Raw genomic sequence first — 26,906 nt, 5'->3', positions numbered from 1 at the left:
CCATGGTGTCGCGCGCAGAACGGACGGTGCTCGCCGACTGGTGGTGGACGGTCGACCGCTTCACCCTCGGCGCGCTCGGCGTGCTCATGGTGGCGGGCATCGTCTTCCTCATGGGCGGCGCGCCGCCGGTCGCCGAGCGGCTCGGGCTGCCGACCTTCCACTTCATCAACCGGCAGGTCTTCTATCTGCTGCCGGCCATTCTCCTGCTCATCGGGACGTCGCTGCTGACGCCGCGCCAGGTGAGGCGCGTCGCGCTCCTCGTCTTCATCGTCGGCATGGCGCTCATCGTCGCGGCGCTCTACGTCGGTCCGGAGGTCAAGGGCTCGCGCCGCTGGATCTCGCTCGCCGGCATCACCGTGCAGCCGTCGGAATTCGTGAAGCCGGCCTTCGTCGTGCTCATCGCCTGGCTCTTCGCGGAGGGCGGGCGCCGCCGCGACATGCCGGGAACGATCTTCGCCATCCTCATCCTGCCCGCGACCATCGTGCCGCTCATCCTGCAGCCGGACATCGGCCAGACCATGCTCGTGACGCTGGTGTGGGCGGCCGTGTTCTTCGCGGCGGGGCTGCATATCTTCTGGGTGGCGGGCATCGGCGGCATGGGCCTTGCCGGGCTCGTCGCGGCCTATGAGTTCATCCCGCACGTGCGCGGCCGCATCGAGCGCTTCCTCAACGACGATGTCGGCGACACGTTCCAGGTGGACATGGCGATGGAATCCTTCGCGCAGGGCGGCTGGCTGGGCAAGGGGCCGGGCGAGGGCACGGTCAAGCGCATCCTGCCGGACGCCCATACGGACTTCATCTTCGCCGCCACGGCGGAGGAATTCGGCATCGTCGTGTGCATCGCCATCGTGCTGCTGTTCGCCTTCATCGTCATCCGCAGCCTCATTCTCGCCCAGCGCAACGACGATCCTTTCTGCCGCCTCGCGGTGACGGGGCTTGCGACGCTCTTCGGCATCCAGGCCTCCATCAACATGATGGTGAACGTGCACCTGCTGCCGGCGAAGGGCATGACGCTGCCCTTCATCTCCTATGGCGGCTCCTCGCTCTTCTCGCTCGCCATCGGCATGGGCTTCCTCATCGCCCTGACGCGCCGCAGGCCGCGAGCCGAGATCTACGACGCCGGGCCACGGCGCTGGGGCGAGGCGCGATGAGCAAGGAGCGCTTCGTCCTCCTCGCCGCCGGCGGCACCGGCGGCCATCTCTTCCCGGCCGAGGCGCTGGCGGCGGCGCTCGGCCGGCGCGGAGTCGCGGTGGCGCTCGCGACCGACGAGCGTGCGGCCGCCTATGCCCATCATTTCCCGGCCAGCGAGCGTTTCGTCATCCCTTCGGCAACGCCGTCGCGGCGCTCGCCCTTCGCCGCCGTGCAGTCCTTCGTCACGCTGGCGCGGGGCGTCTGGCGGGCGCGCCGCCTGATGCGCGAGCGCCGGCCGGCCGTCGTCGTCGGCTTCGGCGGCTATCCGACGGTGCCGCCGGTGCTCGCCGCCACCATGGCGATGGTGCCGAGCGTCATCCACGAGCAGAACGCCGTCGTCGGCCGCGCCAACCGCTTCCTCATGGGCCGCGTCACGGCCATCGCCACCGGCTTCGCCGCTGTGAAGGGCCTGAGCGAGGCGGCGCGCGCCAAGACGACGCATACCGGCAACCCGGTGCGCCCCAGCGTCATCGAGGCCGCGGCCGTGCCCTTCCGGCCGCTTGCGGCCGGCGAGCGCCTGTCGCTCCTCGTCTTCGGCGGCAGCCAGGGCGCGCGGGTGATGAGCGACGTGGTGCCGGTTGCGGTCGAGCAGCTCGGCGAAGCGGCGCGCGCGCGCCTCCACATCGTCCAGCAGGCCCGGCCGGAGGATCTGGAGCGGGTGCGCGGCATCTATGCGCGCCTCGGCGTCTCCTGCGAGATCGAGCCCTTCTTCAACGACCTGCCGCGCCGCATGGCCGCGGCGCATCTCGTGGTCTCGCGCGCCGGCGCCTCCACAGTGGCCGAGCTTTCCGTCATCGGCCGCCCGTCCATCCTCGTGCCGCTGCCCGGCGCGCTCGACCAGGACCAGGCGGCCAATGCCGCGAGCCTCGGGGCGATCGGCGCGGCCAGCGTCATTGCGCAGGGCGAATTCACGCCCGCCCGCCTCGCGGCGGAGATCGAGGCGCGCCTCGATGCGCCCGAGGCATTGACGCAGGCGGCCGAAGCAGCCAAGAGCGCGGGCATCGTCGACGCGGCGGAGCGTCTCGCCGCGCTCGTCATACGCATCGGCAAACTCGCCCAAGAAGAAGCCTCGCAAACGGAGACGACGACATGAAGCTGCCGCGCGAGCTCGGCCCCATCCACTTCATCGGCATCGGCGGCATCGGCATGTCGGGCATCGCCGAGGTGCTCCTCAACCTCGGCTACACGGTGCAGGGCTCGGATGCGAGCGACAACGCCAATGTGAAGCGCCTGCGCGAGAAGGGGGCTTCCATTTCCGTCGGCCATGCGGCCGAGAACCTCGGCGATGCCGAGGTCGTCGTCGTGTCCACCGCCATCAAGCGCGACAATCCGGAGCTCGCCGCCGCGCGCGAAAAGCGCCTGCCGGTGGTGCGCCGGGCCGAGATGCTGGCCGAGCTGATGCGGCTCAAGACCTGCGTCGCGATCGCCGGCACGCACGGCAAGACGACGACGACCTCGATCGTCGCGACGCTGCTCGATGCCGGCAGCTTCGACCCCACCGTCATCAACGGCGGCATCATCAACGCCTATGGCACCAACGCCCGCCTCGGGGCCGGCGACTGGATGGTGGTGGAGGCGGACGAGTCCGACGGCACCTTCCTCAAGCTGCCGGCTGATGTCGCGATCGTCACCAACATCGACCCCGAGCACCTCGACCATTTCAAGACCTTCGACGCCATCAAGGCGGCCTTCCGCTCCTTCGTCGAGAACCTGCCGTTCTACGGCTTTGCGGTGATGTGTATCGACCATCCGACGGTGCAGGACCTCGTCGGCCAGATCGAGGACCGGCGCGTCATCACCTACGGCGAGAACCCGCAGGCGGACGTGCGCCTCATCGATATCGACCTCAACGGCGGCAAGAGCTGCTTCAAGGTGCTGATCCGCGACCGCAAGACAGGCGCCGAGACGGTGATCCCGGACCTCGTCATGCCCATGCCCGGTCACCACAACGCGCTCAACGCCACGGCGGCGATCGCCGTCGCGCACGAGCTCGGCATGAGCGCCGAGGCGATCCGCAAGGCGCTCGCCGGCTTCGGCGGCGTCAAGCGGCGCTTCACCCGCACTGGCGAGTGGAACGGCGTCACCATTTTCGACGATTACGGCCACCACCCGGTCGAGATCGCCGCCGTCCTGCGCGCCGCCCGCGCCTCGACGAAGGGGCAGGTGATCGCGGTGATGCAGCCGCATCGCTATACGCGGCTCAAGGCCCTGTTCAACGACTTCTGCACCTGCTTCAACGATGCCGACGCCGTCATCGTCGCCCCGGTCTATGCCGCGGGAGAGCAGCCGATCGCGGGCGCCGAGCGCGACGATCTCATCGCCGGCCTCAAGGCCCGCGGCCACCGCCAGGCGATCGCCCTCGACGGACCGCAGGCGCTCGCCTCCATCGTGCGCCGCCTCGCCCGGCCCGGCGACTATGTCGTGTGCCTCGGCGCCGGCACGATCACCAACTGGGCCTATGCCCTGCCCGGTGAACTCGAGGCAGGGGAGGGAGCGTGACAGGGGAGCGCCCCGTCCACGATCCCCATGAGGCGACGCCATGAGCTTTCCCGACATCACCGCCGAGCTTGCCGCCGCGATGCCGGGCCTGCGCGGTGCTCTCGTGGCCAATGCGCCGCTTGCGCCGCTCAGCTGGTTCCGCACCGGCGGGCCGGCGCAGGTGCTGTTCACGCCGGCGGACGAGGACGATCTCGCGCTCTTTCTCGCCAACCTGCCCGAGGAGGTGCCGCTCACCGTCATCGGCCTCGGCTCGAACCTCCTCGTGCGTGACGGCGGCGTGCCGGGCGTCGTCCTGCGCCTCGGCAAGGCCTTCGCCGAGGTGAGCGTGGAGGAGGGCAGCCGGGTGCGGGCAGGGGCCGGGGCGCCGGACGTCAAGGTGGCGCGCGCCGCGGCCGAGGCCGGCATCGACGGGCTCGCCTTCCTGCGCGGCATCCCCGGCGCCGTCGGCGGGGCCCTGCGCATGAACGGCGGCGCCTATGGCGGGGAGGTCAAGGATGTGCTCGTCGCGGCGCGGGCGCTCGACCGCAAGGGCCGGCGCCACGTGCTCTCCTGCGCGGACATGAAATTCTCCTATCGCCACGCCGGCGTGCCGGAGGACCTCGTCTTCGTCGAGGCGCTGTTCGCCGGCCGGCCCGGCGATCCGGCGGCAATCCTCGCCCGCATGAACGAGATCACCGAGGCGCGGGCGGCGACCCAGCCGGTAAACACACGCACCGGCGGCTCCACCTTCAAGAACCCGGACGGGGCGAAGGCGTGGCAGCTGGTCGACGCCGCCGGCTGCCGCGGGCTCAGGATCGGCCAGGCGCAGGTGTCCGAGATGCACTGCAACTTCCTGGTCAATCTCGGTGGCGCCACGGCAACAGAGATCGAGAACCTCGGCGAGGAAGTGCGCCGGCGTGTGCAGGCGCACTCCGGCGTGATGCTCGCGTGGGAGATCAAGCGGGTGGGCGTGGCCTGACGCTGCGCCGACCCGCGGCCCGGCGCTCCATTGGCGAGCCGGTGCCGCACCTCGTTGGATAAGGATGCGGGAACATGACCAAACACGTTGCGGTGCTGATGGGCGGCCTGTCCGCCGAGCGCGAAGTGTCCCTCAACTCGGGCAAGGCCTGCGCCGATGCGCTCGAGGGGGAGGGCTACCGCGTGACGCGCATCGACGTGGGCCGCGACATCGCCGCCGTGCTCGACCGGCTGAGGCCCGACGTCGTCTTCAACGCCCTGCACGGCAGTCCGGGGGAGGACGGCACCATCCAGGGCATCCTCGAGATCATGCGCCTGCCCTACACCCATTCCGGCGTGCTGGCCTCGGCGCTCGCCATGGACAAGGCCAAGGCGAAGCTCGTGATGGCGGCCGCCGGCGTGCCGGTGGCGCACGGCGTCGTGGTGCACCGGCGCGAGGCGGCCGAGCGCCATGTGCTGCCGCCGCCCTACGTGCTGAAGCCGGTCAACGAGGGCTCGTCGGTCGGCGTCATCATCGTGCGCGAGGAGCGCTCGCATCCGCCGCAAGAGTTAACGCGGCCCGACTGGCCGCACACCGACTGGCTGCTCGCCGAGGAATATGTCGCCGGGCGCGAACTCACCTGCGCCGTGATGGGCGGCAAAGCCTTGGGTGTCATAGACATCCGGCCGGCGGCCGGCGTCTTTTACGACTATGATGCAAAATATGCGAAAGGTGGCTCGATCCACATCCTCCCGGCAAAAATTAAACCAAAAATTTACCAACAGATCGAAGAGTTGGCGTTAACGGCGCATCAAGCACTCGGCTGTCGTGGCGTCTCCCGCGCCGACTTCCGGTACGACGACCGGCCAGAGGGATCTGGCAAGCTCGTCTGCCTCGAGGTCAACACGCAGCCCGGCATGACCGAGACCAGCTTGGTGCCCGAACTAGCCGCGCATGCGGGGTATTCATTCGGCGAGCTAATGCGATGGATGGTGGAGGACGCCTCCTGCGACCGGTAGGAACGAGAAGCCCCCGCGGGGCGATCTCGGCCGCTGCGGCCATGCCCGCCGGCGCGCTGTTCGCCGCGCCGGAATGGCCACGCCTGCGGCTGTTCCGGGCATTGCGCCGGCGCGGCTACGTGCGCGTCGGCGGCCGCCGGCGGCTGCCGCGCGGCCTCGGCAGCGCGCTCACCATCGCTCTTTTCGCGGGCATCGGTCTCTATGGCGCCTTCGCCGGCGGGCACGTCGACCGTTTCAGAGCCGAGAACGGCACCCTGAGCGACGCCGTCGCCCGCGCTTTCGGCTTCGGCATCAGGCAGGTCGTCATCTCCGGCCTCGCCGAGCTCAGGCCGGCGGAAATCCTCGCCGCGGGCGGCATTTCGCCGAACAGTTCGGTGCTGTTCATCGATCCCGCGGCGGTGCGGCAGAACCTCGAGGCTGTGCCGATGATCCGCGAGGCGTCGGTGCGCAAGCTCTATCCGAACGAACTCGCCATCACGATCACCGAGCGGGAGCCCTTCGCGCTCTGGCAGCGCAACGGCGAGGTCTTCGTCGTCGCCGCCGACGGGACGGTCATCGATTTCCTGAACGATGCGCGCTACACGCGCCTGCCGCTCGTCGTCGGCGACCGCGCCAACGTGCACTCGGCCGACTATCTCGAACTCCTGGACGCCGCAGGCTCCCTGCGCGAGCGAATCAGGGCGGGCTCGCTCATCGCCGGCCGGCGCTGGAACCTCATCCTCGACAACGGCCTCGAGGTGCGCCTGCCCGAGGCGAACCCGACGGCGGCGGTCGCCCGGCTGGCGGAGCTCGAGGAGAGCGACCGCATCCTGGAGCGGGACATTCTCGTCATCGACATGCGCCTGTCCGACAGGGTGGTGATGCGGCTCGGCGTCGAGGCCGCGGCCGCCCGCGCCGAGGCGGCGAAGAAGAAGCCCGCGAGCGGCAAGGAGGCGGACATATGAGCTCCTTGCGCAATGGCCTGACGCCGCGCCTGAAGCCGCTGTCCGCCCGCAAGAGCACCCTCCTGTCGGTGCTCGACGTCGGCACCAGCAAGGTGGTCTGTCTCATCGCCCAGCTGCTGCCGGCGAGCGACAGCGACGTGCTGCGCCGCCGCACGCACCAGGTGCGCGTGCTCGGCATCGGCCACCAGCGCTCGCTCGGCCTCAAGGGCGGCATCGTCGTCGATCTCGAGGCGGCCGAACAGGCGATCCGCCAGGCCGTCGATGCGGCCGAGCGGATGGCCAAGGTCGAGGTGCAGTCGGTCATCGTGAACCTGACCGGCGGGCGGCTCGCCGCCCAGAGCTTCGCCGCCAATGTCGCGACCCGCGGCACGGTGACGAGCGCGGACGTGCATCGCGTGCTCGATGCCGCGAGCGCCCACAGCCTGAAGCCGGGCCGCGTCGTGCTGCACGCCCTGCCAACGGGCTATGCGCTCGATGGGCAGAAGGGCGTGCTCGACCCGGTCGGCATGATCGGCGAGAACCTCGGCGTCGACCTCAGCGTCGTGACGAGCGAAGCTTCCGCCGCGCGCAACCTGATGCTGGCCGTCGAGCGCTGCCATCTCGACGTCGAGGCGATCGTAGCGAGCCCCTATGCGGCGGGCATCGCCACGCTCGTCGACGACGAGGCGGAGATGGGCGGGCTCGTCATCGACCTCGGCGGCGGCACGACGAGCTTCGGCGCCTTCTTCGCCGGCCATCTCGTCCATGCCGACGCGGTCGCCGTCGGCGGCCATCATGTCACCATGGACGTGGCGCGGGGCCTGTCGACGCACCTCGCCGCGGCCGAGCGCCTCAAGACGCTCTACGGCGGCGCGCTCCCCTCCGCGTCGGACGAGCGCGAGATCATCGCGGTGCCGCTCGTCGACGAGAGCGAGCGGGACGTGCCGAACCACATGCCGAAGTCGCATCTGGTGCGGATCATCCGCCCGCGTGTCGAAGAAATCCTGGAGCTGGTGCGCGACCGGCTGAAGGCCGCGGGCTTCGCCCCGGCCGACGGGCGGCGCGTCATCCTGACCGGCGGGGCCTCGCAGTTGACGGGCCTGCCGGAAGTCGCCAGGCGCATCCTGGCCGGTCCGAAAGGCTCGGCCCAGGTGCGCATCGGCCGGCCGCTCGGCATCAAGGGGCTGCCGGAAGCCGCGAAGGGACCCGCCTTTGCGGCGGCGGTCGGTCTGCTGGTCTACCCGCAGGTCGCCCATATCGAGCATTTCGAGCCCAAGGCGGCCCGGACCATGCTCGCGACAGGCACGGATGGTTACCTGTCCCGAATGGGACGATGGTTCAGGGAGAGCTTCTGAGATTGGAGCGGCGCGGCGGCCGCGACAGTCTGGAACCGGAGTGAGAGGGGCGCGCAGCCGGGCGCCGTTTGAGAAGAAGAGGCCACGACCATGGCGATCAATCTGCAAGCCCCGGACATCCGGGAACTGAAGCCCCACATCACGGTGTTCGGCGTCGGCGGCGCCGGCGGCAACGCCGTCAACAACATGATCGAGTCGGGGCTGATGGGCGTCGAGTTCGTCTGCGCGAACACCGATGCCCAGGCGCTCACCAGCGCCCGCGCCCAGCGCATCGTGCAGATGGGTCTGCAGGTGACGGAAGGCCTCGGCGCCGGCTCGCAGCCGGAGGTGGGCCGCGCGGCCGCCGAGGAGGTGATCGACGAGATCCGCGATCAGCTGTCGGGTGCGCACATGGTGTTCATCACCGCCGGCATGGGCGGCGGCACCGGCACCGGGGCGGCTCCCGTCATCGCCCGCGCCGCGCGCGACATGGGCATCCTGACCGTCGGCGTCGTGACCAAGCCCTTCCACTTCGAGGGCCAGCGCCGCATGCGGGTGGCGGAAGCCGGCATTGGCGAGTTGCAGCAGGCCGTCGACACGCTGATCGTCATCCCCAACCAGAACCTCTTCCGCGTCGCCAACGAGAAGACCACCTTCGCCGATGCCTTCGCCATGGCGGACCAGGTGCTCTACTCGGGTGTCGCCTGCATCACCGACCTCATGGTGAAGGAAGGCCTCATCAACCTCGATTTCGCCGACGTGCGTGCAATAATGCGCGGCATGGGCAAGGCGATGATGGGCACGGGCGAAGCCTCCGGCGACGGCCGCGCCATCACGGCGGCCGAGGCCGCCATCGCCAACCCGCTCCTCGACGACGTGTCGATGAAGGGGGCACGCGGCCTGCTCATCTCCATCACGGGCGGCCCGGACCTGACGCTCTACGAGGTGGACGAAGCCGCGACGCGCATTCGCGAGGAGGTCGATTCCGAGGCCAACATCATCCTCGGCGCCACCTTCGACGAGAGCCTCGAGGGCACGATCCGCGTCTCGGTCGTCGCCACCGGCATCGACCAGGAGCTGATTCACAACGCGCAGGACCTGTCGCTGACGGAGCAGCGCATCGCCGAGGTCGCCGAGCGCCTGCGCTCGGAGGCGCGCCAGCGGGCGACGCATCCGGCCGTGGCGCCGCGCCCCGCGGCCATCGAGACGGCGCCGCGCGTCGCCGCCGCGCCGGTCGCGCCCGAGCCGATGCCGGCTCCCGCGCCGGTCGCTGCCCCGGCTCCCGTGGCGGCGCCGGTGGAGCCGATGCCGGCTCCGCAGGCTCCGGCCGCCGAGTTCGTCCAGCCGGTCGCCGAGCCGGCGCCGGCGCCGGCCGCCGCCCCGGTTGCGGCTCCCGTCGCTGCGCCCGTTCGCCAGGAGATGCCGCGTGCGGAACACGTGCGGCACGACGTCATGATCGCGCCGGCCGCCGCGCCGCGCGCTGCCATGGCGGCGGCGATGGCCCCGGCTCCGGCCCCGGTCATGCACGAGCCGGCGCCGCATGAGATGCAGGAGCATTTCATCCCGCCGCAGCCCGAGCGGGCCGTGGTGCGCCCGACGCGCATGCCGCGCGTCGACGAGCTGCCGCTGCCGGTGCAGAACCAGATCCGCGCCGCGCGGCCGGAGCATCAGGACCACGGCGCCGACCACAAGCGCATGTCCCTGCTGCAGCGCATCGCCTCGGTCGGCCTCGGCCGCCGCGACGACCACCAGCCGGCCGCCCCGGCGCCCGCGCCGCAGCCGGTGCGCCAGCAGGCGCCGCAGCCGGCTCCCTCGCCGGTGCACGCCGAATATGCCAAGCGCCCGCAGGCGCAGGGCTACCGGCCGGCACAGGGCGCGCTCGACCCACACGGCCGCGCCCCCGCGCCGAACCGGACGATCGACGACGACCAGCTCGAGATCCCGGCCTTCCTGCGCCGTCAGGCCAACTGAGCGCCGCCTTCTCGAGGCCATGATCCGACCCCGGGGGCGCGAGCTCCCGGGGTTTTTCTTTCGTTAATATTTTTCAAAGGTTTACATGTATCGTGAGGGCCCGACGATCAGTGTAACAGACAGTAAGAAAGCGTGATTTGGTCGCTTTTGGCGGCACGACTATGTTCCACGCAACTCGCGCGGGATTCGAAACGTCGATGTCGCGAATCACGTGCCTCGGCAAGAGTCGCAAGCCTTGCACTGTCTTGAGTACATCCGCCCGCTCCGGGCGACGGGACCGAAAAGAATGAAAGCCAACGGGCAGACGACGCTTCGTGATACCGTGACCCTGACGGGCAACGGCGTTCATTCCGGCAAGCCGGTGCGGCTCACCGTTCATCCTGCGGACGTCAACCACGGCATCGTCTTCCTGCGGACCGGGCTCACCAACGGCCGCGAGCGGCTGATCGAGGCGCGCCACATCGCCGTGAGCGCGACGGAGCTCTGCACCGTCATCGGCGAAAGCGACTCGGGCGCGGTCGCCACCATCGAGCATCTCATGTCGGCGCTCGCCGGCCTCGGCATCGACAATGCGCTGATCGAGGTCGATGGTCCGGAGATCCCGATTCTCGACGGCAGCGCCGCCCTCTTCGTCGAGGCCTTCGACCGCGTCGGCCTCGCCTCCCAGTCGGCGGCGCGCCGCTACGTGAAGGTACTGCGCCCGGTGCGCGTGCAGCAGGGCAAGGCCTTCGCCGAGCTCAAGCCGCGCGACAAGGGCTTCCGCCTCGATGTCGAGATCGATTTCGACACGCCGCTGATCGGCCGCCAGCGCAAGATCGTCGACCTGTCGGCGACGGTCTACCGGCGCGAGATCGCCAATGCCCGCACCTTCGGCTTCATGCGCGACGTGGAGCGGCTGTGGAAGGCGGGCTTTGCCCTCGGCGCCTCCCTCGACAACACGGTGGCGCTCGGCGAGGACCGCATCCTCAACGAGGAGGGCCTGCGCCATCCCGACGAGTTCGTGCGCCACAAGCTGCTCGACGCGATCGGCGACCTCGCCCTCTCCGGCCTGCCGCTGATCGGCAACTATCACTCCTATTGCGGCGGGCACCGGCTGAACTTCATGGTTCTCGACGCCCTGTTCTCGGACCGCGCGAACTACGCGATCGTCGAGGGCGAGCCCCGGCGCGAGCAGGGCCATGCGGAGATCGCGGGCGGCATCGCCGTGCCGGCCTACGCGCCCGACATCCACTGACGTCCGCTTGCGGCGCCATCGAAACGCCGTTTTCAGCCCCGCAGGTTGCCGCCGTCGAAATCGGCTCGCAATGCTTTTCCAGACCTTGGCGGAAGCGGTGGCTTTGGGTTAAACAGCCCAACCGTCGAGCGATGGTGAGCCGTGGCCGTGGGGCCGCAGTGGAGGAAGGTGAGGTAATGCGCTCTGCATTTTCGTCCAAGACCGCCCGGACCGGCGCGCTGATGCCGAATATCGGCAGGCTGCTCGCATGCGCGGCGCTGGGCCTTTCTCTGACGGCGTGCGACACGCTCTCCTCGCTCAATCCCTTCGAGAAGGACGACAAGTACAAGCCCGAGCTCGTCCCCGACGTGCCGGCCGCGAACCTCTACAACGAAGGCCTCGGCCTGCTCGCCAAGAGCGAGTATCCGGATGCCTCGAAGAAGTTCGACCAGATCGACAAGACCTATCCGCGCAGCGAATGGGCGCGCAAGGCGTTGATCATGAAGACCTACGCCTCCTATGAGGGCGGGGAGTTCAGCGAATCGGTCAACGACGCCCGGCGCTACCTGACGCTCTATCCCAATGGCGAGGATGCGGCCTACGCGCAGTATCTGCTCGCCATGTCCTACTACCGCGAAGTGCCGGACGTGACGCGCGACCAGGAGCGCACGGAAAAGGCGCTCGAGGCCTTCCAGGAGCTCGTCGAGCGCTATCCCCGCTCCGAATATGCCGAGGACGGCAAGTTCAAGCTGCAGGTGGTTCGCGACCAGCTGGCCGGCAAGGAGATGGAGGTCGGCCGCTATTACCTGCAGCGGCGCAACTACACCGGCGCCATCAACCGTTTCCGCGACGTCGTCAGCAAGTACCAGACGACGCGCCACGTGGAGGAGGCGCTGGAGCGCCTGACGGAGGCCTATCTCGCCCTCGGCGTCGTCAGCGAGGCGCAGACCGCGGCGGCCGTGCTCGGCCACAACTTCCCCGACAGCCCCTGGTACAAGGACGCGTACAAGCTGCTGCAGAGCGGCGGGCATGAGCCGCGCGAGGACACGGGCTCGTGGATCAGCCGGGCTTTCCGCGGCTTCACGCGTTCCGTGGGGCTCGGCGGCTGATCGCGGCGCGGACGGCATGCTCGTCCAGCTCGCCATCCGCGACATCGTCCTGATCGACAGGCTCGATCTCGCCTTCGATCGCGGCCTCAGCGTCCTCACCGGCGAGACCGGTGCCGGCAAATCCATCCTGCTCGACGCCTTCGCGCTCGCCCTCGGCGGGCGCGGCGACGGCGGCCTCGTGCGCCACGGCGAGGCGCAGGGGCAGGTCACCGCCGTCTTCGAGGTGCCGGGCGAGCATCCCGCCTGGCAGGCGGCACGCGGCTATGACATCGCCGAGGACGGCGCGCTCATCCTGCGCCGGGTCCAGCATGCGGACGGGCGCACGCGCGCCTTCGTCAACGACCAGCCGGTCAGCGTCCAGGCGCTGAGGGCGATCGGCGCCGCGCTCGTCGAGATCCACGGCCAGCACGACGACCGGGCGCTCGTCGACGCGGCCACCCACCGCGCCATTCTCGATGTCTTCGGCGAATTGCAGCCCGAGGCTGCGGCGGTCGAAGCGGCCCATGCGCGCCTGCGCGAGGCGCGGGCGGCGCTCGTGCGCCACCGCGCCCGCGTCGAGACCGCGCGCAAGGAGGCCGATTTCCTGCGCCATGCGGCCGAGGAGCTCGAGGCGCTCAATCCGGAAGCCGGCGAGGAGGAGGCTCTCGCCGAGCGGCGCCAGCTCATGATGCAGGCGGAGAAGGTGGCGAGCGACCTCAACGAGGCCTTCGATGCCGTTGCCGGCAATGCCTCGCCCGTGCCGGTCCTCTCCGCCGCCGTGCGCCGGCTGGAGCGGCGCACGCAACAGGCGCCGAGCCTCGTCGAGCCGAGCGTCGCAGCCCTCGATGCGGCCCTCGTCGCGCTCGACGATGCGCGGGCCGCGCTGGAGGAGGCGCTGCGTGCGGCCGCCTTCGATCCGCGCGAGCTGGAGCGGGTGGAGGAGCGGCTGTTCGCCTTGCGGGCCGCGACGCGCAAATACGACGTGCCGGCGGACGACCTCGCGCCCCTGCGCCAGCGCTTCCTGGCCGATCTCGCCGCCATCGATGCCGGCGAGGCGGAGCTCGGCCGGCTCACTGCGGCGGTCGACGAGGCGAGCGCCGTCTATCGCGCGGCGGCGGCGCGCCTCAGCGCCGGGCGCGCGCAGGCGGCGGCCCAGCTCGAAGCGGCCGTCAACGCGGAATTGCCGCCGCTCAAGCTGGAGCGGGCGCGCTTCATCGCCCGCATCGACACCGACGACAGCATCGAGGCGGCGGAAGGCTTCGATAGGCTGGAGTTCTGGGTGCAGACCAATCCCGGCACGCGGCCGGGCCCGCTGATGAAGGTCGCGTCCGGCGGCGAGCTGTCGCGCTTCATGCTGGCGCTCAAGGTGGTGCTGGCGGACAAGGGCTCGGCGCCGACGCTGATCTTCGACGAGATCGACACAGGTGTCGGCGGCGCCGTGGCCGATGCCATCGGCCAGCGCCTGAAGCGCCTCGCGGCGCGGGTGCAGGTCGTCGCCGTCACCCACGCCCCGCAGGTCGCCGCGCGCGCCGCCAACCATCTCCTCATCGCCAAGGAAGCGGCGACCGCCGACAAGGTGGCGACGCGCGTGACGCCGCTCGCCGAGCGCATGCGCCAGGAGGAGATCGCCCGCATGCTCGCCGGGGCGACCATCACGGACGAGGCGCGCGCCGCCGCGGCGCGGCTGCTGGAGACGGAAAGCTGAGCGCCTGAAGGCCAGGCGCGCAGCCGCTCCAATCCCTCCCGCAAGCTTAAGGCAGCAGCACCGTGGCGCCGGTCGTCTGACGGGCCTCGAGCCGGTGATGGGCCTCTGCGGCCTCGCTCAAGGGCAGGCGGGCGTGGACCGGGATGGTGACCGCGCCGCTCGCCACCACCTCGAACAGCTCCCGGCTCATGGCGAGCACATCCTCGCGCGTCGCGAGATGGTCCGGCAGCAGCGGCCAGGTGGTGAAGAGCGAACCCTTCCGCGCCAGGAGCATGATGTCGAAGGGCTCGATCGGCCCCGAGGCGGTGCCGAAGCTGACGAAGGTGCCGAAGCGCCGCAGGCAGTCGAGCGACAGGGGAAAGGTCGCCTGGCCGATGCCGTCGTAGACGACGTCGCAGCCGCGGCCGCCGGTGATCTCCCTGACGCGAGCCGCGAAATCCTCGCGGCGGTAGTCGATGACGTGGTCGCAGCCGTTGGTCCGCGCGAGTTCCGCCTTCTCCGGCGAGCCGACGGTGCCGATGACCGTCGCGCCGAGATGCTTCGCCCATTGGCCAAGGATGAGCCCGACGCCGCCAGCCGCGGCATGGACGAGCACCGTATCGCCGGGCGCGACGCGGAAGGTACGGCGCAGCAGATATTGCGCCGTCAGGCCCTTCAGCATCATCGCCGCGCCCGTCTCGTAGCCGATCGCCTCGGGCAGGTGCACGAGGAGGCGTGCCGGCACGATGCTCTCCTCGGCATAGGCGCGCGGCGTGTCGACGTAATAGGCGACGCGGTCGCCGGGGGTGAATTCGCCGACACCCTCGCCGACGGCGACCACCTCGCCGGCGCCCTCATTGCCCGGCGTGAACGGCAGCGCGGGCGGGGGATAGGCGCCGGAGCGGTAGTAGACGTCGGTGAAGTTGAGGCCGACGGCGCGGTTGCGCACGCGCACCTCGCCGGGGCCCGGCAGGCCGATATCGACTTCCTCACGGGTGAGCACCTCAGGCCCGCCGTGGCGGTGGACACGGATCGCTTGCATCGTTCTGTCTCGTCTGGTTGCGCTGAAGCTTCGCCCGGGCTCGACAGCGAGATAGCGTGACGCGAGCCATCATTGTAGAGTGATGACGATGAGATCAGAGTTCAGCCGGAATGATACCTGAGCAAATCGGCCTCGACCTGCTGCGCACCTATGTCGCCGTGTGCCGGCAGGGCAGCCTCAGCAAGGTCGCGGCGCAGATGGGGCGCGCCCAGTCGGCGCTCAGCATGCAGATGCGCCGGCTCGAGAGCCTCGTCGGACGGCAGCTGTTCCAGCGCACCGGCCGCGGCGTGGTGCCCACCGCCGAGGGCGAGGTGCTCCTCGGCTACGCCACCCGCATCCTCGCCCTGAGCGAGGAGGCCCTGTCGCGCCTGCGGCAGGCGGAGATCAGCGGCGCCGTGCGCATCGGCCTCGCCGAGGAGGTCGCGACCGCGACGCTGCCCGCAGCGCTCGGCCGGCTCAACCGGGCCTATCCCGACATACGCCTCGACGTGGTGGTCGAGCATGCGCTCGCGCTCGGCCGGCTCTGGGGGGAGGGGGAGCTCGACGTCGCCATCGCGCCGACCTCCGCCGTCGCCGGCGATGCCGCGGTCACGTGGAACGTCGCGCTCGAATGGATGTGCGCCGTGGATTGCACCCCGGATTCGTCGCGCCCGCTCGATCTCGTCGCCTTCGCGGCGCCGTGCCTGTGGCGCCAGCGCATGCTGGAGGCCCTGGTCGCCCTCGGCAGGGAGCATCGCATCACCTTCACCAGCCAGAGCATCACGGCCCTTGCGGCGGCGGTCGAGAACGGGCTCGGCATCGGCCTCCTGCCGCCGGAGAGCCTGCGCACGGGCGCGCTCAGGGTGCTGAAGCCCGCCGCCGGCGTGCCGGAGCCGCTGACGGTCCAGTACGGCCTCTATGCCCGCGACCGGCGCTCGGCGGTCGTGGACGCCGCGGTGGGCGTGCTTGTGGAGGGTCTGCCCGTGCTGCCGGTACGGACGAGCGGTGCGAATGGTCCTGCGGGCGGACTGAACGGCGAAGGGCGGGTGGCGATGACGAGGTAGGTGAAGACGGCCCGCTTTGTCATATAGTCTGCGCTCCCCGAATCCATGAGCGCGACGCCCATGTCCGAACGTTCTTCGTCCTCCACAGCGGGTGCTTCCCTGCGCGACGTCGCCGTCGAGGTATTGACGCCGCGGGAGGCGAAGCGCGAGCACGCGATGCTCGCTACCGAGATCGCCGAGCACGACCGCCGCTATTTCGGCGAGGATGCACCTACCATCTCCGATGCCGACTACGACGCCCTGCGGCGCCGCTATGAGGCGCTGGAGGCACGCTTTCCCGACCTCGCCACCGACGAGAGCCTGACGAAGAAGGTCGGCACCCGGCCGAGCGAGAAATTCGCCAAGGTGCGCCATCGCGTGCCCATGCTGTCGCTGTCGAATGCCTTCGCCGACGAGGACGTCGCGGAATTCGTCGTGCGCATCCGCCGCTTCCTGGGCCTCGCCCCCGACGCGCCGCTCGCCATCACGGCCGAGCCGAAGATCGACGGCCTGTCCATCAGCCTGCGCTACGAGAAGGGCCGCCTCGTCACGGCCGCGACGCGCGGCGACGGTGAGGAGGGGGAGGACGTGACGGCGAATGCCCGCGTCGTCGACGCCATCCCCAAGGAGATCGACGCCGCCGACATGCCCGAGGTGTTCGAGGTGCGCGGCGAGGTCTACATGCGCCATGTGGATTTCGCGGCGATCAACGAACGCCAGGCCGAGGCCGGCAAGCCGCTCTTCGCCAATCCGCGCAATGCCGCTGCCGGTTCGCTGCGCCAGCTCGACCCCGCCGTCACCATGCGGCGGCCGCTCGCCTTCTTCGCCTATGCCTGGGGCGACGTGTCGGCCCTGCCGGCCGACACGCAGATGGGGGTGGTCGAGGCGCTGGGGCGCTGGGGCTTTCCCGTCAACCCGCTGATGAAGCGCTGCGACGGCGTCGAGGATCTGCTCGCCCGTTATCACGCCATCGAGGCCGACCGGGCCAATCTCGGCTACGACATCGACGGCGTCGTCTACAAGGTCGACAGCCTCGCCCTGCAGCAGCGCCTCGGCTTCGTCTCGCGCTCGCCGCGCTGGGCCATCGCCCACAAGTTTCCGGCCGAGCGGGCGATGACGGAACTCATCGACATCGAGATCCAGGTGGGCCGCACCGGTGCCATGACGCCGGTGGCGAAGCTGAAGCCCGTCACGGTGGGCGGCGTCGTCGTCGCCAACGCGACGCTGCACAACGAGGACTACATCCGCGGCATCGGCGGCGACGGCCAGCCGATCCGCGGCGGCATCGACATCCGCATCGGCGACACGGTCGAGATCCAGCGCGCCGGCGACGTCATCCCGCAGGTGCTCAGCGTCGTCATGGACAAGCGCCCGGCCGGCTCCGAGCCCTACCGCTTCCCGACCACGTGCCCGGCCTGCGGCAGCCATGCGGTGCGCGAGATCAACCCCCGCACGGGGCGGGAGGACGCGGTGCGGCGCTGCACGGGCGGGCTCACCTGCCCGGCGCAGGCCATGGAGCGGCTGAAGCATTTCGTGTCGCGCAACGCGCTCGACATCGACGGCCTCGGCGACAAGCAGATCGAGCTCTTCTTCCGCGAGGGGCTGGTGCACGGCCCGCAGGACATCTTCACCCTGGCCGAGCGCGACGCGACGGGCCTGAAGAAGCTGAAGGACCGCGAGGGCTTCGGCGAGACGAGCGTGCGCAACCTCTTCGCCGCCATCGAGGCGCGCCGGCAGGTGCCGCTCAACCGCTTCGTCTTCGCGCTCGGCATCCGCCACGTGGGCGAGACGACCGCGAAGCTCCTCGCCCGCCACTACGGCACCTTCGAGGCGCTGCGCGCAGCCCTGATCGCCGCCCGCGACCAAGCCTCGGAAGCCTGGGCGGAGCTCAACGCCATCGACGGCATCGGCGAGGTGGTGGCGGAGGCGCTGGTGCAGTTCTTCGCCGAGCCGCACAACGAGACGACGCTCGATGCGCTGCTTGCGCAAGTGACGCCGCAGGAGATGGAGCGGACGGCGACCATCGAGAGCCCCGTCGCGGGCAAGACGGTGGTCTTCACCGGCACGCTCGTGCGCATGTCGCGCGACGAGGCCAAGGCCATGGCCGAGCGCTACGGCGCCAAGGTGGCGGGCTCCGTATCGAAGAAGACCGACCTCGTGGTGGCTGGGCCGGGGGCCGGTTCCAAGCTCGCCAAGGCGCAGGAGTTCGGTGTCGAGGTCATCGACGAGGACGGCTGGTTCACGCTGGTGGGGGCGTGAATCGCGCCCTTTCGTCGCTCGGCATATGAACATCGAGGCCTTGATCCTCCCCCGCATGGGGGAGGTGGCGCTGCGTAGCAGCGACGGAGGGGGCGAGCGGCAGATATCAAGAGCGCCGTCCCCGGCCTCGCCCCCACCCGTCTCGCGCGGTCGAACTCGGGCTTGTCCGAGTTCGACACCTGAGGAAGCCGAAGTCGGATAGATCCGACTTCGGACGGCGCGATCCACCCTCCCCTCAAGGGGAGGGATCAATTGCGCTCGTTCATATGCGAGTACCTTGGCGTGAACCGCTCCCGCCCTTTCCTCGGGCGGCGACACGGTCTAAGACACGCGCCATTCTCCATCTGAAAGCCAGCCCCATGCTCGAAGGCCTGCCGCCACACAAGCCCACCCATTCCATGCGCCTTGCCGCGGACGAGAGATCCGCCAAGGCCATGGTCGAGCTCCTCGGGGAGTTCTTCGATCCGGCCGAGACGGCGGTGGCGGCCTTCGAGGCGGCCGACGGGCGCTGGCACCTGGAAGTCTATTTTTCGAGCGCGCCGGACCAGGCGGCGATCCTGAGCCTGCTGCGCCCCATCGTCGGCGATGCGGTGGACGCGGCGGTTTTCGCGCCGATCGAGGTGAAGGACTGGGTGAGGGCGAGCCTCGAGGGCCTGAAGCCCGTGCGGGCCGGGCGCTTCCTCGTCCACGGCAGCCATGACCGGGAGGTCGTGCGGGCGAACGACATCGCCATCGAGATCGACGCGGCGCTCGCCTTCGGCACCGGCCATCACGGCACGACGCTCGGCTGCCTCCTGGAGCTTGTTGCGGAGCTGAAGCGCGGGCGCCCGCGCCATGTGCTCGACGTCGGCACCGGCACTGGCATCCTTGCCATCGCCGCGGCGCGGGCGCTGCACGAGCCGGTGGTGGCGGGGGACATCGATCCGGTGGCCGTCGCGGTCGCGCGCGCCAACGCGAGACTGAACGGCGCGCGCGACCACGTGCGGCTTTACGCAGCGCCGGGCGTGCAGCATCGTCTTGCCGCCCGCGCGGGTCACTACGATCTCGTCTTTGCGAATATCCTTGCCCGGCCGCTCAGGCTTCTCGCGCCGTCCCTGCGCAAAGTGCTTGCCCCGCAGGGCACCTTGGTGCTCTCGGGGCTGCTCGTCCGCGATGTGCCGGGGGTCGTCAGCGCCTATGCCTCGCAGGGGCTGGCGCTCGTCAGGCGTGCCGAGCGTGAAGGCTGGGCGACGCTGGTTCTGAGGCGGGGAGGCGCTGCCCCCCGCCCGAGTCGATGAAAGGCCGCTGTCAGTAATCGATGGCCGGGTAGCGGCGACGCATCTCGCGGCGCATGGCCTGCGCCTCAGCGACGATCTCGGCCATCGTGACCGTAAAACGGCCGATTGCCCTCAGGATGGTCACGATGAACATGTCTGTTGCCTTTCGATCGATGTGAACCGGCTGCGCAGTCCCTCGCCTCAGCGGGCGAAGGGCAGGGCGCCGGACTTGCCGAGGCTGACCTTGTCGAGGTCCGCGTCCTTCAGGGTCAGCGGGCCGTAGATCGCCTCGAGGCGGCGGATTTCCCGGTCGGCAGCGCGCATGCGCGCCTCGACGAGGGCATTGAGGATGCGCTTGAAGACACCGGTCTTCTTGGGCGCTACATAAGCGATGTCGGTCGTAACGTAAGCCATGGGTCCATCTCCGCACGTTGGAGGACAGCCCGGGAACGCTTCCTCGCGTGTTTATGGTCGCAATATAGGGAATGCTGCAGGTGCGAAGAAGATGGGTCAGCGCATATGACCTATGCATGCTGAGCGGGCCTGTTCGCGGGATGCTTGCCAGAGCAGCGTGAGGTGCATGACAATTGTGCGACGCTGCCGCCGCATTGGGCGCGCGAAGCCCAAAAACCGGTTACATATGAAACATTTGCATGAGGGAGCCCGAAGCTGATGAGGCAGAGCCGCTTTCAGGCCTTCGACAACGATCGCGACCCGGCGGCCTGCGGGCCGCGTCTTGCTGCGCTGCGGCATGAATTGCGCCGCCGGGGCCTCGACGGCTTCGTCGTGCCGCGCGCCGACGAGCACCAGGGCGAATACGTGCCGCCCCATGCGGAGCGGCTCGCCTGGCTCACGGGCTTCGCCGGTTCGGCCGGCACGGCGGTGGTGCTCCTGGACAAGGCGGCGATCTTCGTCGACGGGCGCTATACGCTGCAGGTGCGCGAGCAGGTCGACACCGAACTCTTCGGGCCGGTCGCGAGCAACGAAACGCCGCCTTCGGCCTGGATCGGCGAGAACCTGCCGGAGGGGGCGAAACTCGGCTACGACCCATGGCTGCACACGCCGGCGGCGGTGGACAGGCTCGCCCGGGCGGCCGAGGAGGCGGGCGGCACGCTGGTGCCGGTGGCCGACAACCCCGTCGATGCCATCTGGAGCGACCGCCCCGCGCCGCCGCGCGCACCGGCGCGGCCCTATCCGCTCGTCTTCGCCGGCATCTCCGCGGCCGACAAGCTGTCGCAGCTCAACGAGAAGCTCGCCAAGGCGCGCAGCGATGCCCTCGTCGTCAGCGACCCGCATAATCTCGCCTGGCTCTTCAACCTGCGGGGGGCGGACGTCACCCATACGCCGCTGGCCCTCGGCTATGCGCTCGTGCCGCGCGAGGGCAGGGCGACGATCTTCATGGACGAGGGCAAGATCGGGGCGGAGCTGCGCGAGGCGCTGGCGCCGCTCGCCGATATCGCCCCTCCTGACACTTTTCCCGCCGCGCTCGCCACGGCGGCGGCCGGCGGACGGCGTGTGCGGCTCGACGCGGCGACGGCGGCGGCGGCCTTGCGCGAGACGGTGAGCGCGGCCGGTGGCACGGCCGATGTCGGCGATGACCCGATCAGCCTCATGAAGGCGGTCAAGAACGAGGCGGAGAAGGCCGGGGCCCGCGCCGCACAGCGTCGCGACGCCGTGGCCATCGCCCGCTTCCTCGCCTGGTTCGCCCGCGAGGCGCCCGGCGGTGGCCTCACCGAGATCGACGCCGCGGTCGCGCTGGAGAATTTCCGCGCCGAGACGAATGCGCTCGTCGACATCTCCTTCGACACCATCGCCGGCGCCGGGCCGAATGCGGCCCTGCCGCATTACCATGTCACGATGGCGAGCAACCGCCGCATCGGCGAGGGCATCTTCCTCATCGATTCCGGCGCGCAATACGAGGACGGCACGACGGACATCACGCGCACGCTCGCCGTGGGCACGCCGAGCGCCGAGATGCGCGAGCGCTTCACCCGCGTGCTCAAGGGTCACATCGCCATCGCCACGGCGGTCTTCCCCAAGGGCACCAGCGGCGCGCAGCTCGACAGCTTCGCCCGCCGGCCGCTGTGGGAGGCGGGGCTCGACTTCGATCACGGCACGGGCCACGGCGTCGGCGCCTTCCTCTCGGTGCACGAGGGGCCGCACCGCATCTCCAAGCTCGGCACGACGCCGCTCGAGCCGGGCGTCATCCTCTCCAACGAGCCAGGTTACTACAAGGAAGGCGAATACGGCATCCGCATCGAGAACCTCGTCCTCGTCGAGGAGCGGGACATGCCCGGTGCCGACCGGCCGATGCTCGGCTTCGAGACGCTGACGCTGGCACCGATCGACCTCGCGCTTGTCGAGCCTTCGCTGCTCACCGACGAGGAGCGTTCCTGGCTCGACGCCTACCACGTCCGCGTGCGCGAGGCGCTGACGCCGGCGCTGGAAGGCGCGGACCGGGAGTGGCTGGAAGAGGCGACGCGGGCGATCGGGGGCTGACCCTGCCTTGAGCAGGGCTGCCCGGCTCCGAGCTTCCCCTCCCCCCGCTTGCGGCGGGGAGGGGGTAGGGGTGGGGGGCGTCGCCGCCCATTGCCACGCCAGACGTTCGAGCCGGCGCGCCCAAGCTTCCGGGCCTCCTGCCTGCGGCACCGCCCCCCACCCCGACCCTCCCCGCCGCAAGCGGGGGGAGGGAGGAGCGGTGCTCTGCTGTCTCGGTACCGCCTGGTGCGAAGCCAGCCGATACTATCCCGCGACCATCCGCAGCAGGACCACGCTCGCGACACCCACGGCGATGGTGGCGAGGAGGGGCAGGCGCGTCGCGGCCACGGCGGTGACGAGGGCGGCGAGCGTCTCCGGCCAGCCGGTGGCGAGCGCGGTCGGTGCGATGACGGCGACGAGCACAGCCGGCGGGATGGCGTCGAAGGCCGCCTTGGCGCGGCCGGAGAGGGCGAGCCGTCCGACGAGGAAGATGCCGGCGATGCGCGTGAGGTAGGTGATCACCGCCATCGCGAGGATGGCGGCGAGCGTGGTCGGGTCGATGGTCATGCGGCCTCCGGCGCGTCCTCGCCGGCGGGGGCGGCGACATAGGCGGCGGCGATGCCGGTGAGTGCGCCGGCCGCCACGTGCCACGGCGGGCCGAAGGCGAAATAGGTGGCGGCCGAGGCGGCGGCGCTCGCGCCGATGGCGGCGGCGCTGACGCGGCCGTTCCAGAAGCCGGCGATGAGGCCGATGAAAAGCGCGGTGAAGGCGAAATCCGCGCCGATGCGCGCCGGATCGCCCAGGAACGAGCCGAGGACGGCCCCGGCGATGGTTGCGCCCACCCAGGAGAGGGGCAGCAGTCCCGCGACGGCGAACCAGTAGGCCGGGGTGAGCGGCCTGTCCTTCGCCCGCCGCTCGGCCAGCGCCCAGGATTCATCGGTGAGGACGTAGAAGCCGGCGAGCTTCTGGCCGAGGGAGAAGCCGCGCATCTTCGGCGCCAGCGAGGCGCCCATGAGGATGTGGCGGGCGTTGATGAGCAAGGTCGAGAAGGCGAGCGTGGCGATGGGCACCGGCCATGTCCACAGTTCGAGCGCCGCGAACTGGGCCCCGCCGGCGAAGACGAGGACGGACATGAGGCCGGCCTCGGCCGGGCTCAGGCCCTTGCCGGCGCACAGGGCGCCGAACAGGAGGCCGATGGGCGCGGCGGCGATCATCACGGGCATGATGTCGCGAATGCCGGCCGCGCGCTCGCGCGCCATGTCGACCGGCGCCGAGGGCGCAAAGGGCTTGTTCATCGGGCAAAGGCCATGCGGTAGGCGCCGGGCGTAACGCCGCGGCGCAGCTTGAAGGCGCGGGTGAGGTGGCTCTGGTCGGCAAAGCCCGTCGCCTGCGCCACCTCGGCCGGCGAGAGCCCGGCGCGCAGCAGGGTTTCGGCGGCATTGATGCGGCGATTGACGAGGAAGGCGTGCGGGGTCATTCCCGTCTCGCGCGCGAAGGCGCGGATGAGATGATGGCGCGACAGGCGCGCCTCCGCCGCCAGGTCTTCCAGCGTGAAGGGCTCGGCGAAACGCTCGCCGAGCAGCGCCTTGATGCGCGCGACGGGGCCGTGCTCACGCCCGGGCTCGCGCGCGGGCAGGCGGGCATGGCGCACGATGGCGAGGGACAGGAACCTGTAGAGGAGCTCGGCGCCCTTGAGGGCGTCCTCCTCCTCTTGCAGGGCCACGTGGGCCTCCACGAAGAGGGCGAAGCCGGCCGGATCGTGCACCACGGGCTGGGGGAAGAAGGGGATGCCCAAATCGGAGCGCCCGCTCACCTCGGCGGCGACGGCGCTCAGCGTCTCGATGGAGGGGTAGCTCATGCGGTAGGCATAGCCGCCGTCGTGCGGGGCGCCGTCGTGCACCTCGTGCGGGTTCATGAAGACGAGTTCGCCCGGTCCCGCATAGCCGCGCCCCCGGCGGCTGGAGAAGGTCTCGCAGCCGGCGAGGATGGCGCCGACGGCATAGGTCTCGTGCGCATGCGGAGCGTAGCGGTGCGAGCGGAAGGTGGCGGTCAGGCACTCCAGCCCGCCGAAGGGCGAGGCCGCGAAGAAACGCGCCCGCTCGTCATCCGCGAGCGGCGTCGCCGCAAAAGCCTCTTCCTGTGTCACCGTATCCATGCCGCCATCATACGCGAAAGCGCCCGAGGCCGGTCTTGAACAAAAGTGATGCGAGCGATCTCAATCCTTGAAGATACGCTCGCCCTGCTCGTCGACGATCTGCCGGCCCTTGGTGAGCGCGAAATTCTCCGCGTCGCTGCGGCTCGCGTGGGTCTCGGCGCGCACGAAGCGATATTCCTTGATCTCGCCGCCGATGTCCTTCTCGATGATGCCGGCGGTCTGGAACTGGCCGCCGGCGGGGTAGGGCGCGGGGCGGATGCGGAAGCCCTTGTATTCCACGGCCTCGCCCGCAGGCGCCTCCTCGGCCGAGGCCTCCCGCCCGCCGCCGAAGAGCCCGCCCAAAAGTCCCTTTAGAAAGCTCATTGGCTCATCTCCCCCTCAGCTGCCGCGCTCAACGAAACTGTCGAGCACCATCTTGCGGCCGGCCTTGTCGAAATCGACGGTGAGCTTGTTGCCGTCCACAGCCGTGACCGTGCCGGGGCCGAACTTGAGATGGAACACGCGGTCGCCCGTGCCGAAGGCCGATGCCGTGCCCGTCGACTTGGCGACGAGCTCGCCCTCGATCATCAGCGGTCCGCCGCGCCTCGCGCCGGCACCGCGCCCCGACGCGAAGCTGCCCGACTGGCCGCCGCGTCCGCCGGCCCAGCCGGCGCTGTTGGCCTGCGCGCGCTGCCAGCCCGGCGTCGCATAGGAGGAGCGGAAGGGCTCGGCCATGTCGAAGCGGCTCTGGCCGTAGCTGCCGTAGGTATAGGCAGCCGGCGCCTCGGTCACCTCGACGCTCGCCTCCGGCAATTCATCGATGAAGCGGCTCGGGATGGTCGAGTTCCACAGGCCGTGGATGCGGCGGTTGGAGGCGAAATAGAGCTTGGCCCGGCGCCGCGCCCGCGTGAGGCCGACATGGGCGAGGCGCCGCTCCTCCTCGAGGCCGGCACGGCCGCTCTCGTCGAGGGCGCGCTGGTTCGGGAACAGCCCTTCCTCCCAGCCGGGCAGGAAGACGGTGTCGAACTCGAGCCCCTTGGCGGCGTGCAGGGTCATGATGCTGACGCGGTCGTCGCTGTCGCTCTCGACCGCGTCCATGACGAGCGAGACATGTTCGAGGAAGCTCTGCAGGTCGGGGAACTCCTCGAGCGAACGGACGAGCTCCTTGAGGTTCTCCAGCCGGCCCGCGGCCTCGGCCGAACGGTCCTTCTGCCACATCTCGGTGTAGCCGGATTCCTCCAGCACCACCTCGGCGAGCTCGGTGTGGGGCGTCGCCTCGAGGCTCTGCGACCAGCGCGAGAAGCTGGCGAGGAGGTCGCGCAGCGTCCTGCGGGGCTTCGGCTTCAGCTCCTCGGTCTCGACGATGAAGCGCGCCGCCTCCATGAGCGGGATGCGCGCGGCGCGGGCATGGGCGTGCAGCACCTGCAGCGTGGCGTCGCCGAGGCCGCGCTTCGGCGTATTGACGATGCGCTCGAAGGCGAGGTCGTCGGCCGGCTGCACGACGCAGCGCAGATAGGCGAGGGCGTCGCGGATCTCCATGCGCTCGTAGAAGCGCGGGCCGCCGATGACGCGGTAGGGCAGGCCGAGCTGGACGAAGCGGTCCTCGATCTCGCGCATCTGCGCCGAGATGCGCACGAGCACGGCCATTTCGGAGAGCGGATGGCCCTTTCTCTGCAAGGCCTCGATCTCCTCGCCGATGAGGCGGGCCTCCTCTTCGGAATCCCAGGCACCGGTGACGGTGACCTTCTCGCCCGGCTCGTCCTCGGTGCGCAGGGTCTTGCCGAGACGACCCTCGTTATGGGCGATGAGATGCGAGGCGGCGGCGAGGATATGGCCGGTGGAGCGGTAGTTGCGCTCGAGCCGCACCACGGTGGCGCCGGGGAAGTCGTGCTCGAAGCGCAGGATGTTGTCCACCTCCGCGCCGCGCCAGCCGTAGATGGACTGGTCATCGTCGCCGACGCAGCACAGGTTGCGGTGCGCCTGGGCGACGAGGCGCAGCCACAGGTACTGGGCGACGTTGGTGTCCTGGTACTCGTCGACGAGGATGTAGCGGAAGCGGCGTTGGTAGTCGGCGAGGACGTCGGGATGCTCCTGGAAGAGCCGGATCGATTCCAGCAGCAGGTCGCCGAAGTCCGCCGCGTTGAGGATCTTCAGCCGCTCCTCATAGAGCGCATAGAGTTCCGCGCCGCGCCCGTGGGCGAAGGCGGCGGCCTCGCCGTGCGGCACCTTCGAGGGCTGCAGGGCGCGGTTCTTCCAGCCGTCGATGAGGCTGGCGAGCTGGCGGGCCGGCCAGCGCTTGTCGTCGATATTCTCGGCCTGCAGCACCTGTTTCAGCAGCCGGATCTGGTCGTCGACGTCGAGGATGGTGAAGTCGGATTTGAGGCCGACGAGCTCGGCGTGGCGGCGCAGGATCTTGGTGCCGATGGCGTGGAAGGTGCCGAGCCAGGGCATGCCCTCCGCCGCGGGGCCGACGAGGTGCGCGACGCGCTCCTTCATCTCGCGCGCGGCCTTGTTGGTGAAGGTCACGGCGAGGATGCCGGACGGCCAGGCGAGCCCGGTGGCGATGAGATGGGCGATGCGCGTCGTCAGGACGCGCGTCTTGCCCGTTCCGGCCCCGGCGAGCACGAGGACCGGGCCTTCGGTCGCCTCCACCGCCCGGCGCTGCTCGGCATTGAGACCGGAGAGATAGGGCGTCGGCGCGGCGGCCGCGCGCGCCCGTGCGGCGAGCGAGCCGGGGCGGGGCGTGTGGGCGAGATCGTCGGGGCCGGACGCAGGGCCCTGTGGGGGTACGCGAGTCATCGGTCGGACCATGGACCAAAAGGCGAACGGCGTCGAGTGTCGAGGACGCCTGCCGGC

Annotated in this window: 23 protein-coding genes; 15 read left to right on the top strand and 8 right to left on the bottom strand. The window is 70.2% G+C overall.

What is annotated here, in order from left to right; genetic code table 11:
• Positions 1-2 precede the first annotated feature (2 nt).
• The 11 genes from AL346_RS01845 to recN all read left to right on the top strand — a co-directional run bounded on the left by AL346_RS01845 (position 3) and on the right by recN (position 13,880).
• A complete protein-coding gene (locus AL346_RS01845) occupies positions 3-1,151 on the top strand; it encodes an FtsW/RodA/SpoVE family cell cycle protein (RefSeq protein ID WP_019403407.1) in 1,149 nt (382 codons plus the stop codon).
• Positions 1,148-2,284, top strand: coding sequence for an undecaprenyldiphospho-muramoylpentapeptide beta-N-acetylglucosaminyltransferase (gene murG / locus AL346_RS01840; protein WP_019403406.1), 1,137 nt, complete (start codon positions 1,148-1,150; stop codon positions 2,282-2,284). Before AL346_RS01845 ends, murG begins: the two co-directional genes overlap by 4 nt.
• The gene (gene murC / locus AL346_RS01835; protein WP_019403405.1) at positions 2,281-3,690 is read left to right on the top strand and encodes a UDP-N-acetylmuramate--L-alanine ligase; all 1,410 of its coding nucleotides are present in this window, start codon (positions 2,281-2,283) and stop codon (positions 3,688-3,690) included. The genes murG and murC overlap by 4 nt, the downstream gene beginning before the upstream one ends.
• A gap of 40 nt (positions 3,691-3,730) precedes the next feature.
• A complete protein-coding gene (gene murB, locus AL346_RS01830) occupies positions 3,731-4,648 on the top strand; it encodes a UDP-N-acetylmuramate dehydrogenase (RefSeq protein WP_019403404.1) in 918 nt (305 codons plus the stop codon).
• Positions 4,649-4,722: 74 nt separating this feature from the next.
• Positions 4,723-5,646 (top strand): D-alanine--D-alanine ligase, encoded by a 924-nt coding sequence (locus tag AL346_RS01825; protein ID WP_019403403.1) that lies wholly within the window; start codon positions 4,723-4,725, stop codon positions 5,644-5,646.
• A 41-nt stretch (positions 5,647-5,687) separates the two neighbouring features.
• On the top strand, positions 5,688-6,590 hold the full coding sequence (locus AL346_RS01820) for a cell division protein FtsQ/DivIB (protein ID WP_019403402.1): 903 nt from the start codon (positions 5,688-5,690) through the stop codon (positions 6,588-6,590).
• On the top strand, positions 6,587-7,924 hold the full coding sequence (gene ftsA, locus AL346_RS01815) for a cell division protein FtsA (RefSeq protein WP_019403401.1): 1,338 nt from the start codon (positions 6,587-6,589) through the stop codon (positions 7,922-7,924). The genes AL346_RS01820 and ftsA overlap by 4 nt, the downstream gene beginning before the upstream one ends.
• A 90-nt stretch (positions 7,925-8,014) precedes the next feature.
• Positions 8,015-9,874: a cell division protein FtsZ gene (ftsZ, locus tag AL346_RS01810; RefSeq protein ID WP_053193188.1), complete on the top strand. Its 1,860-nt coding sequence runs from the start codon at positions 8,015-8,017 to the stop codon at positions 9,872-9,874.
• Between the two features lie 286 nt (positions 9,875-10,160).
• Positions 10,161-11,108 carry a UDP-3-O-acyl-N-acetylglucosamine deacetylase gene (gene lpxC, locus AL346_RS01805; RefSeq protein ID WP_019401645.1) on the top strand — a complete coding sequence of 316 codons (948 nt, stop codon included), beginning with the start codon at positions 10,161-10,163 and terminating at the stop codon, positions 11,106-11,108.
• A 221-nt stretch (positions 11,109-11,329) separates the two neighbouring features.
• Positions 11,330-12,196 (top strand): outer membrane protein assembly factor BamD, encoded by an 867-nt coding sequence (locus AL346_RS01800; RefSeq protein WP_050996525.1) that lies wholly within the window; start codon positions 11,330-11,332, stop codon positions 12,194-12,196.
• 16 nt (positions 12,197-12,212) lie between these two features.
• On the top strand, positions 12,213-13,880 hold the full coding sequence (gene recN / locus AL346_RS01795; RefSeq protein ID WP_019401643.1) for a DNA repair protein RecN: 1,668 nt from the start codon (positions 12,213-12,215) through the stop codon (positions 13,878-13,880).
• Between the two features lie 46 nt (positions 13,881-13,926).
• On the opposite strand, the gene AL346_RS01790 is transcribed toward recN, so the two are convergent.
• The gene (locus AL346_RS01790; RefSeq protein WP_019401642.1) at positions 13,927-14,901 is read right to left on the bottom strand and encodes a quinone oxidoreductase; all 975 of its coding nucleotides are present in this window, start codon (positions 14,899-14,901) and stop codon (positions 13,927-13,929) included.
• Between the two features lie 110 nt (positions 14,902-15,011).
• Between AL346_RS01790 and AL346_RS01785 the strand changes: the two genes are divergently transcribed.
• The 3 genes from AL346_RS01785 (at position 15,012) to AL346_RS01775 (ending at position 19,459) form a co-directional block, all read left to right on the top strand.
• The gene (locus AL346_RS01785; protein WP_053193181.1) at positions 15,012-15,944 is read left to right on the top strand and encodes a LysR substrate-binding domain-containing protein; all 933 of its coding nucleotides are present in this window, start codon (positions 15,012-15,014) and stop codon (positions 15,942-15,944) included.
• A 60-nt stretch (positions 15,945-16,004) separates the two neighbouring features.
• Positions 16,005-18,182: an NAD-dependent DNA ligase LigA gene (gene ligA / locus AL346_RS01780; RefSeq protein ID WP_026015041.1), complete on the top strand. Its 2,178-nt coding sequence runs from the start codon at positions 16,005-16,007 to the stop codon at positions 18,180-18,182.
• 359 nt (positions 18,183-18,541) lie between these two features.
• On the top strand, positions 18,542-19,459 hold the full coding sequence (locus tag AL346_RS01775) for a 50S ribosomal protein L11 methyltransferase (protein ID WP_053193179.1): 918 nt from the start codon (positions 18,542-18,544) through the stop codon (positions 19,457-19,459).
• 10 nt (positions 19,460-19,469) lie between these two features.
• On the opposite strand, the gene AL346_RS25775 is transcribed toward AL346_RS01775, so the two are convergent.
• The gene (locus AL346_RS25775) at positions 19,470-19,592 is read right to left on the bottom strand and encodes a hypothetical protein (RefSeq protein WP_019402720.1); all 123 of its coding nucleotides are present in this window, start codon (positions 19,590-19,592) and stop codon (positions 19,470-19,472) included.
• 47 nt (positions 19,593-19,639) lie between these two features.
• On the bottom strand, positions 19,640-19,852 hold the full coding sequence (locus AL346_RS01770) for a hypothetical protein (protein WP_019402719.1): 213 nt from the start codon (positions 19,850-19,852) through the stop codon (positions 19,640-19,642).
• Between the two features lie 258 nt (positions 19,853-20,110).
• On the opposite strand from AL346_RS01770, the gene AL346_RS01765 reads away from it, so the two are divergent.
• The gene (locus AL346_RS01765; RefSeq protein ID WP_019402718.1) at positions 20,111-21,937 is read left to right on the top strand and encodes an aminopeptidase P family protein; all 1,827 of its coding nucleotides are present in this window, start codon (positions 20,111-20,113) and stop codon (positions 21,935-21,937) included.
• Positions 21,938-22,180: 243 nt separating this feature from the next.
• Here AL346_RS01765 and AL346_RS01760 read toward each other — a convergent pair whose 3' ends face one another.
• Genes AL346_RS01760 through AL346_RS01740 form a run of 5 tightly spaced genes read right to left on the bottom strand, consistent with a single transcriptional unit; the run spans position 22,181 to position 26,849 of the window.
• Complete coding sequence (locus tag AL346_RS01760; RefSeq protein ID WP_019404387.1) at positions 22,181-22,483, bottom strand: AzlD family protein; 303 nt, start codon at positions 22,481-22,483, stop codon at positions 22,181-22,183.
• Positions 22,480-23,211, bottom strand: a complete 732-nt coding sequence (locus AL346_RS01755) for an AzlC family ABC transporter permease (protein ID WP_019404388.1) — start codon at positions 23,209-23,211, stop codon at positions 22,480-22,482. Before AL346_RS01755 ends, AL346_RS01760 begins: the two co-directional genes overlap by 4 nt.
• Positions 23,208-24,071 carry an AraC family ligand binding domain-containing protein gene (locus tag AL346_RS01750; RefSeq protein WP_019404389.1) on the bottom strand — a complete coding sequence of 288 codons (864 nt, stop codon included), beginning with the start codon at positions 24,069-24,071 and terminating at the stop codon, positions 23,208-23,210. The genes AL346_RS01755 and AL346_RS01750 overlap by 4 nt, the downstream gene beginning before the upstream one ends.
• 60 nt (positions 24,072-24,131) lie before the next feature.
• A complete protein-coding gene (locus tag AL346_RS01745) occupies positions 24,132-24,434 on the bottom strand; it encodes an HlyU family transcriptional regulator (RefSeq protein WP_026015517.1) in 303 nt (100 codons plus the stop codon).
• A gap of 15 nt (positions 24,435-24,449) precedes the next feature.
• Positions 24,450-26,849 (bottom strand): ATP-dependent helicase, encoded by a 2,400-nt coding sequence (locus tag AL346_RS01740; RefSeq protein ID WP_053193176.1) that lies wholly within the window; start codon positions 26,847-26,849, stop codon positions 24,450-24,452.
• Between the last annotated feature and the right edge of the window lie 57 nt (positions 26,850-26,906).

It is taken from the genome of Chelatococcus sp. CO-6, assembly GCF_001271345.1.
Classification (GTDB): Bacteria; Pseudomonadota; Alphaproteobacteria; order Rhizobiales; family Beijerinckiaceae; genus Chelatococcus_A; species Chelatococcus_A caeni.
The sequence above is the reverse complement of the archived record's forward strand: the minus strand, read 5'-3'. Positions and strand labels throughout refer to the sequence as shown.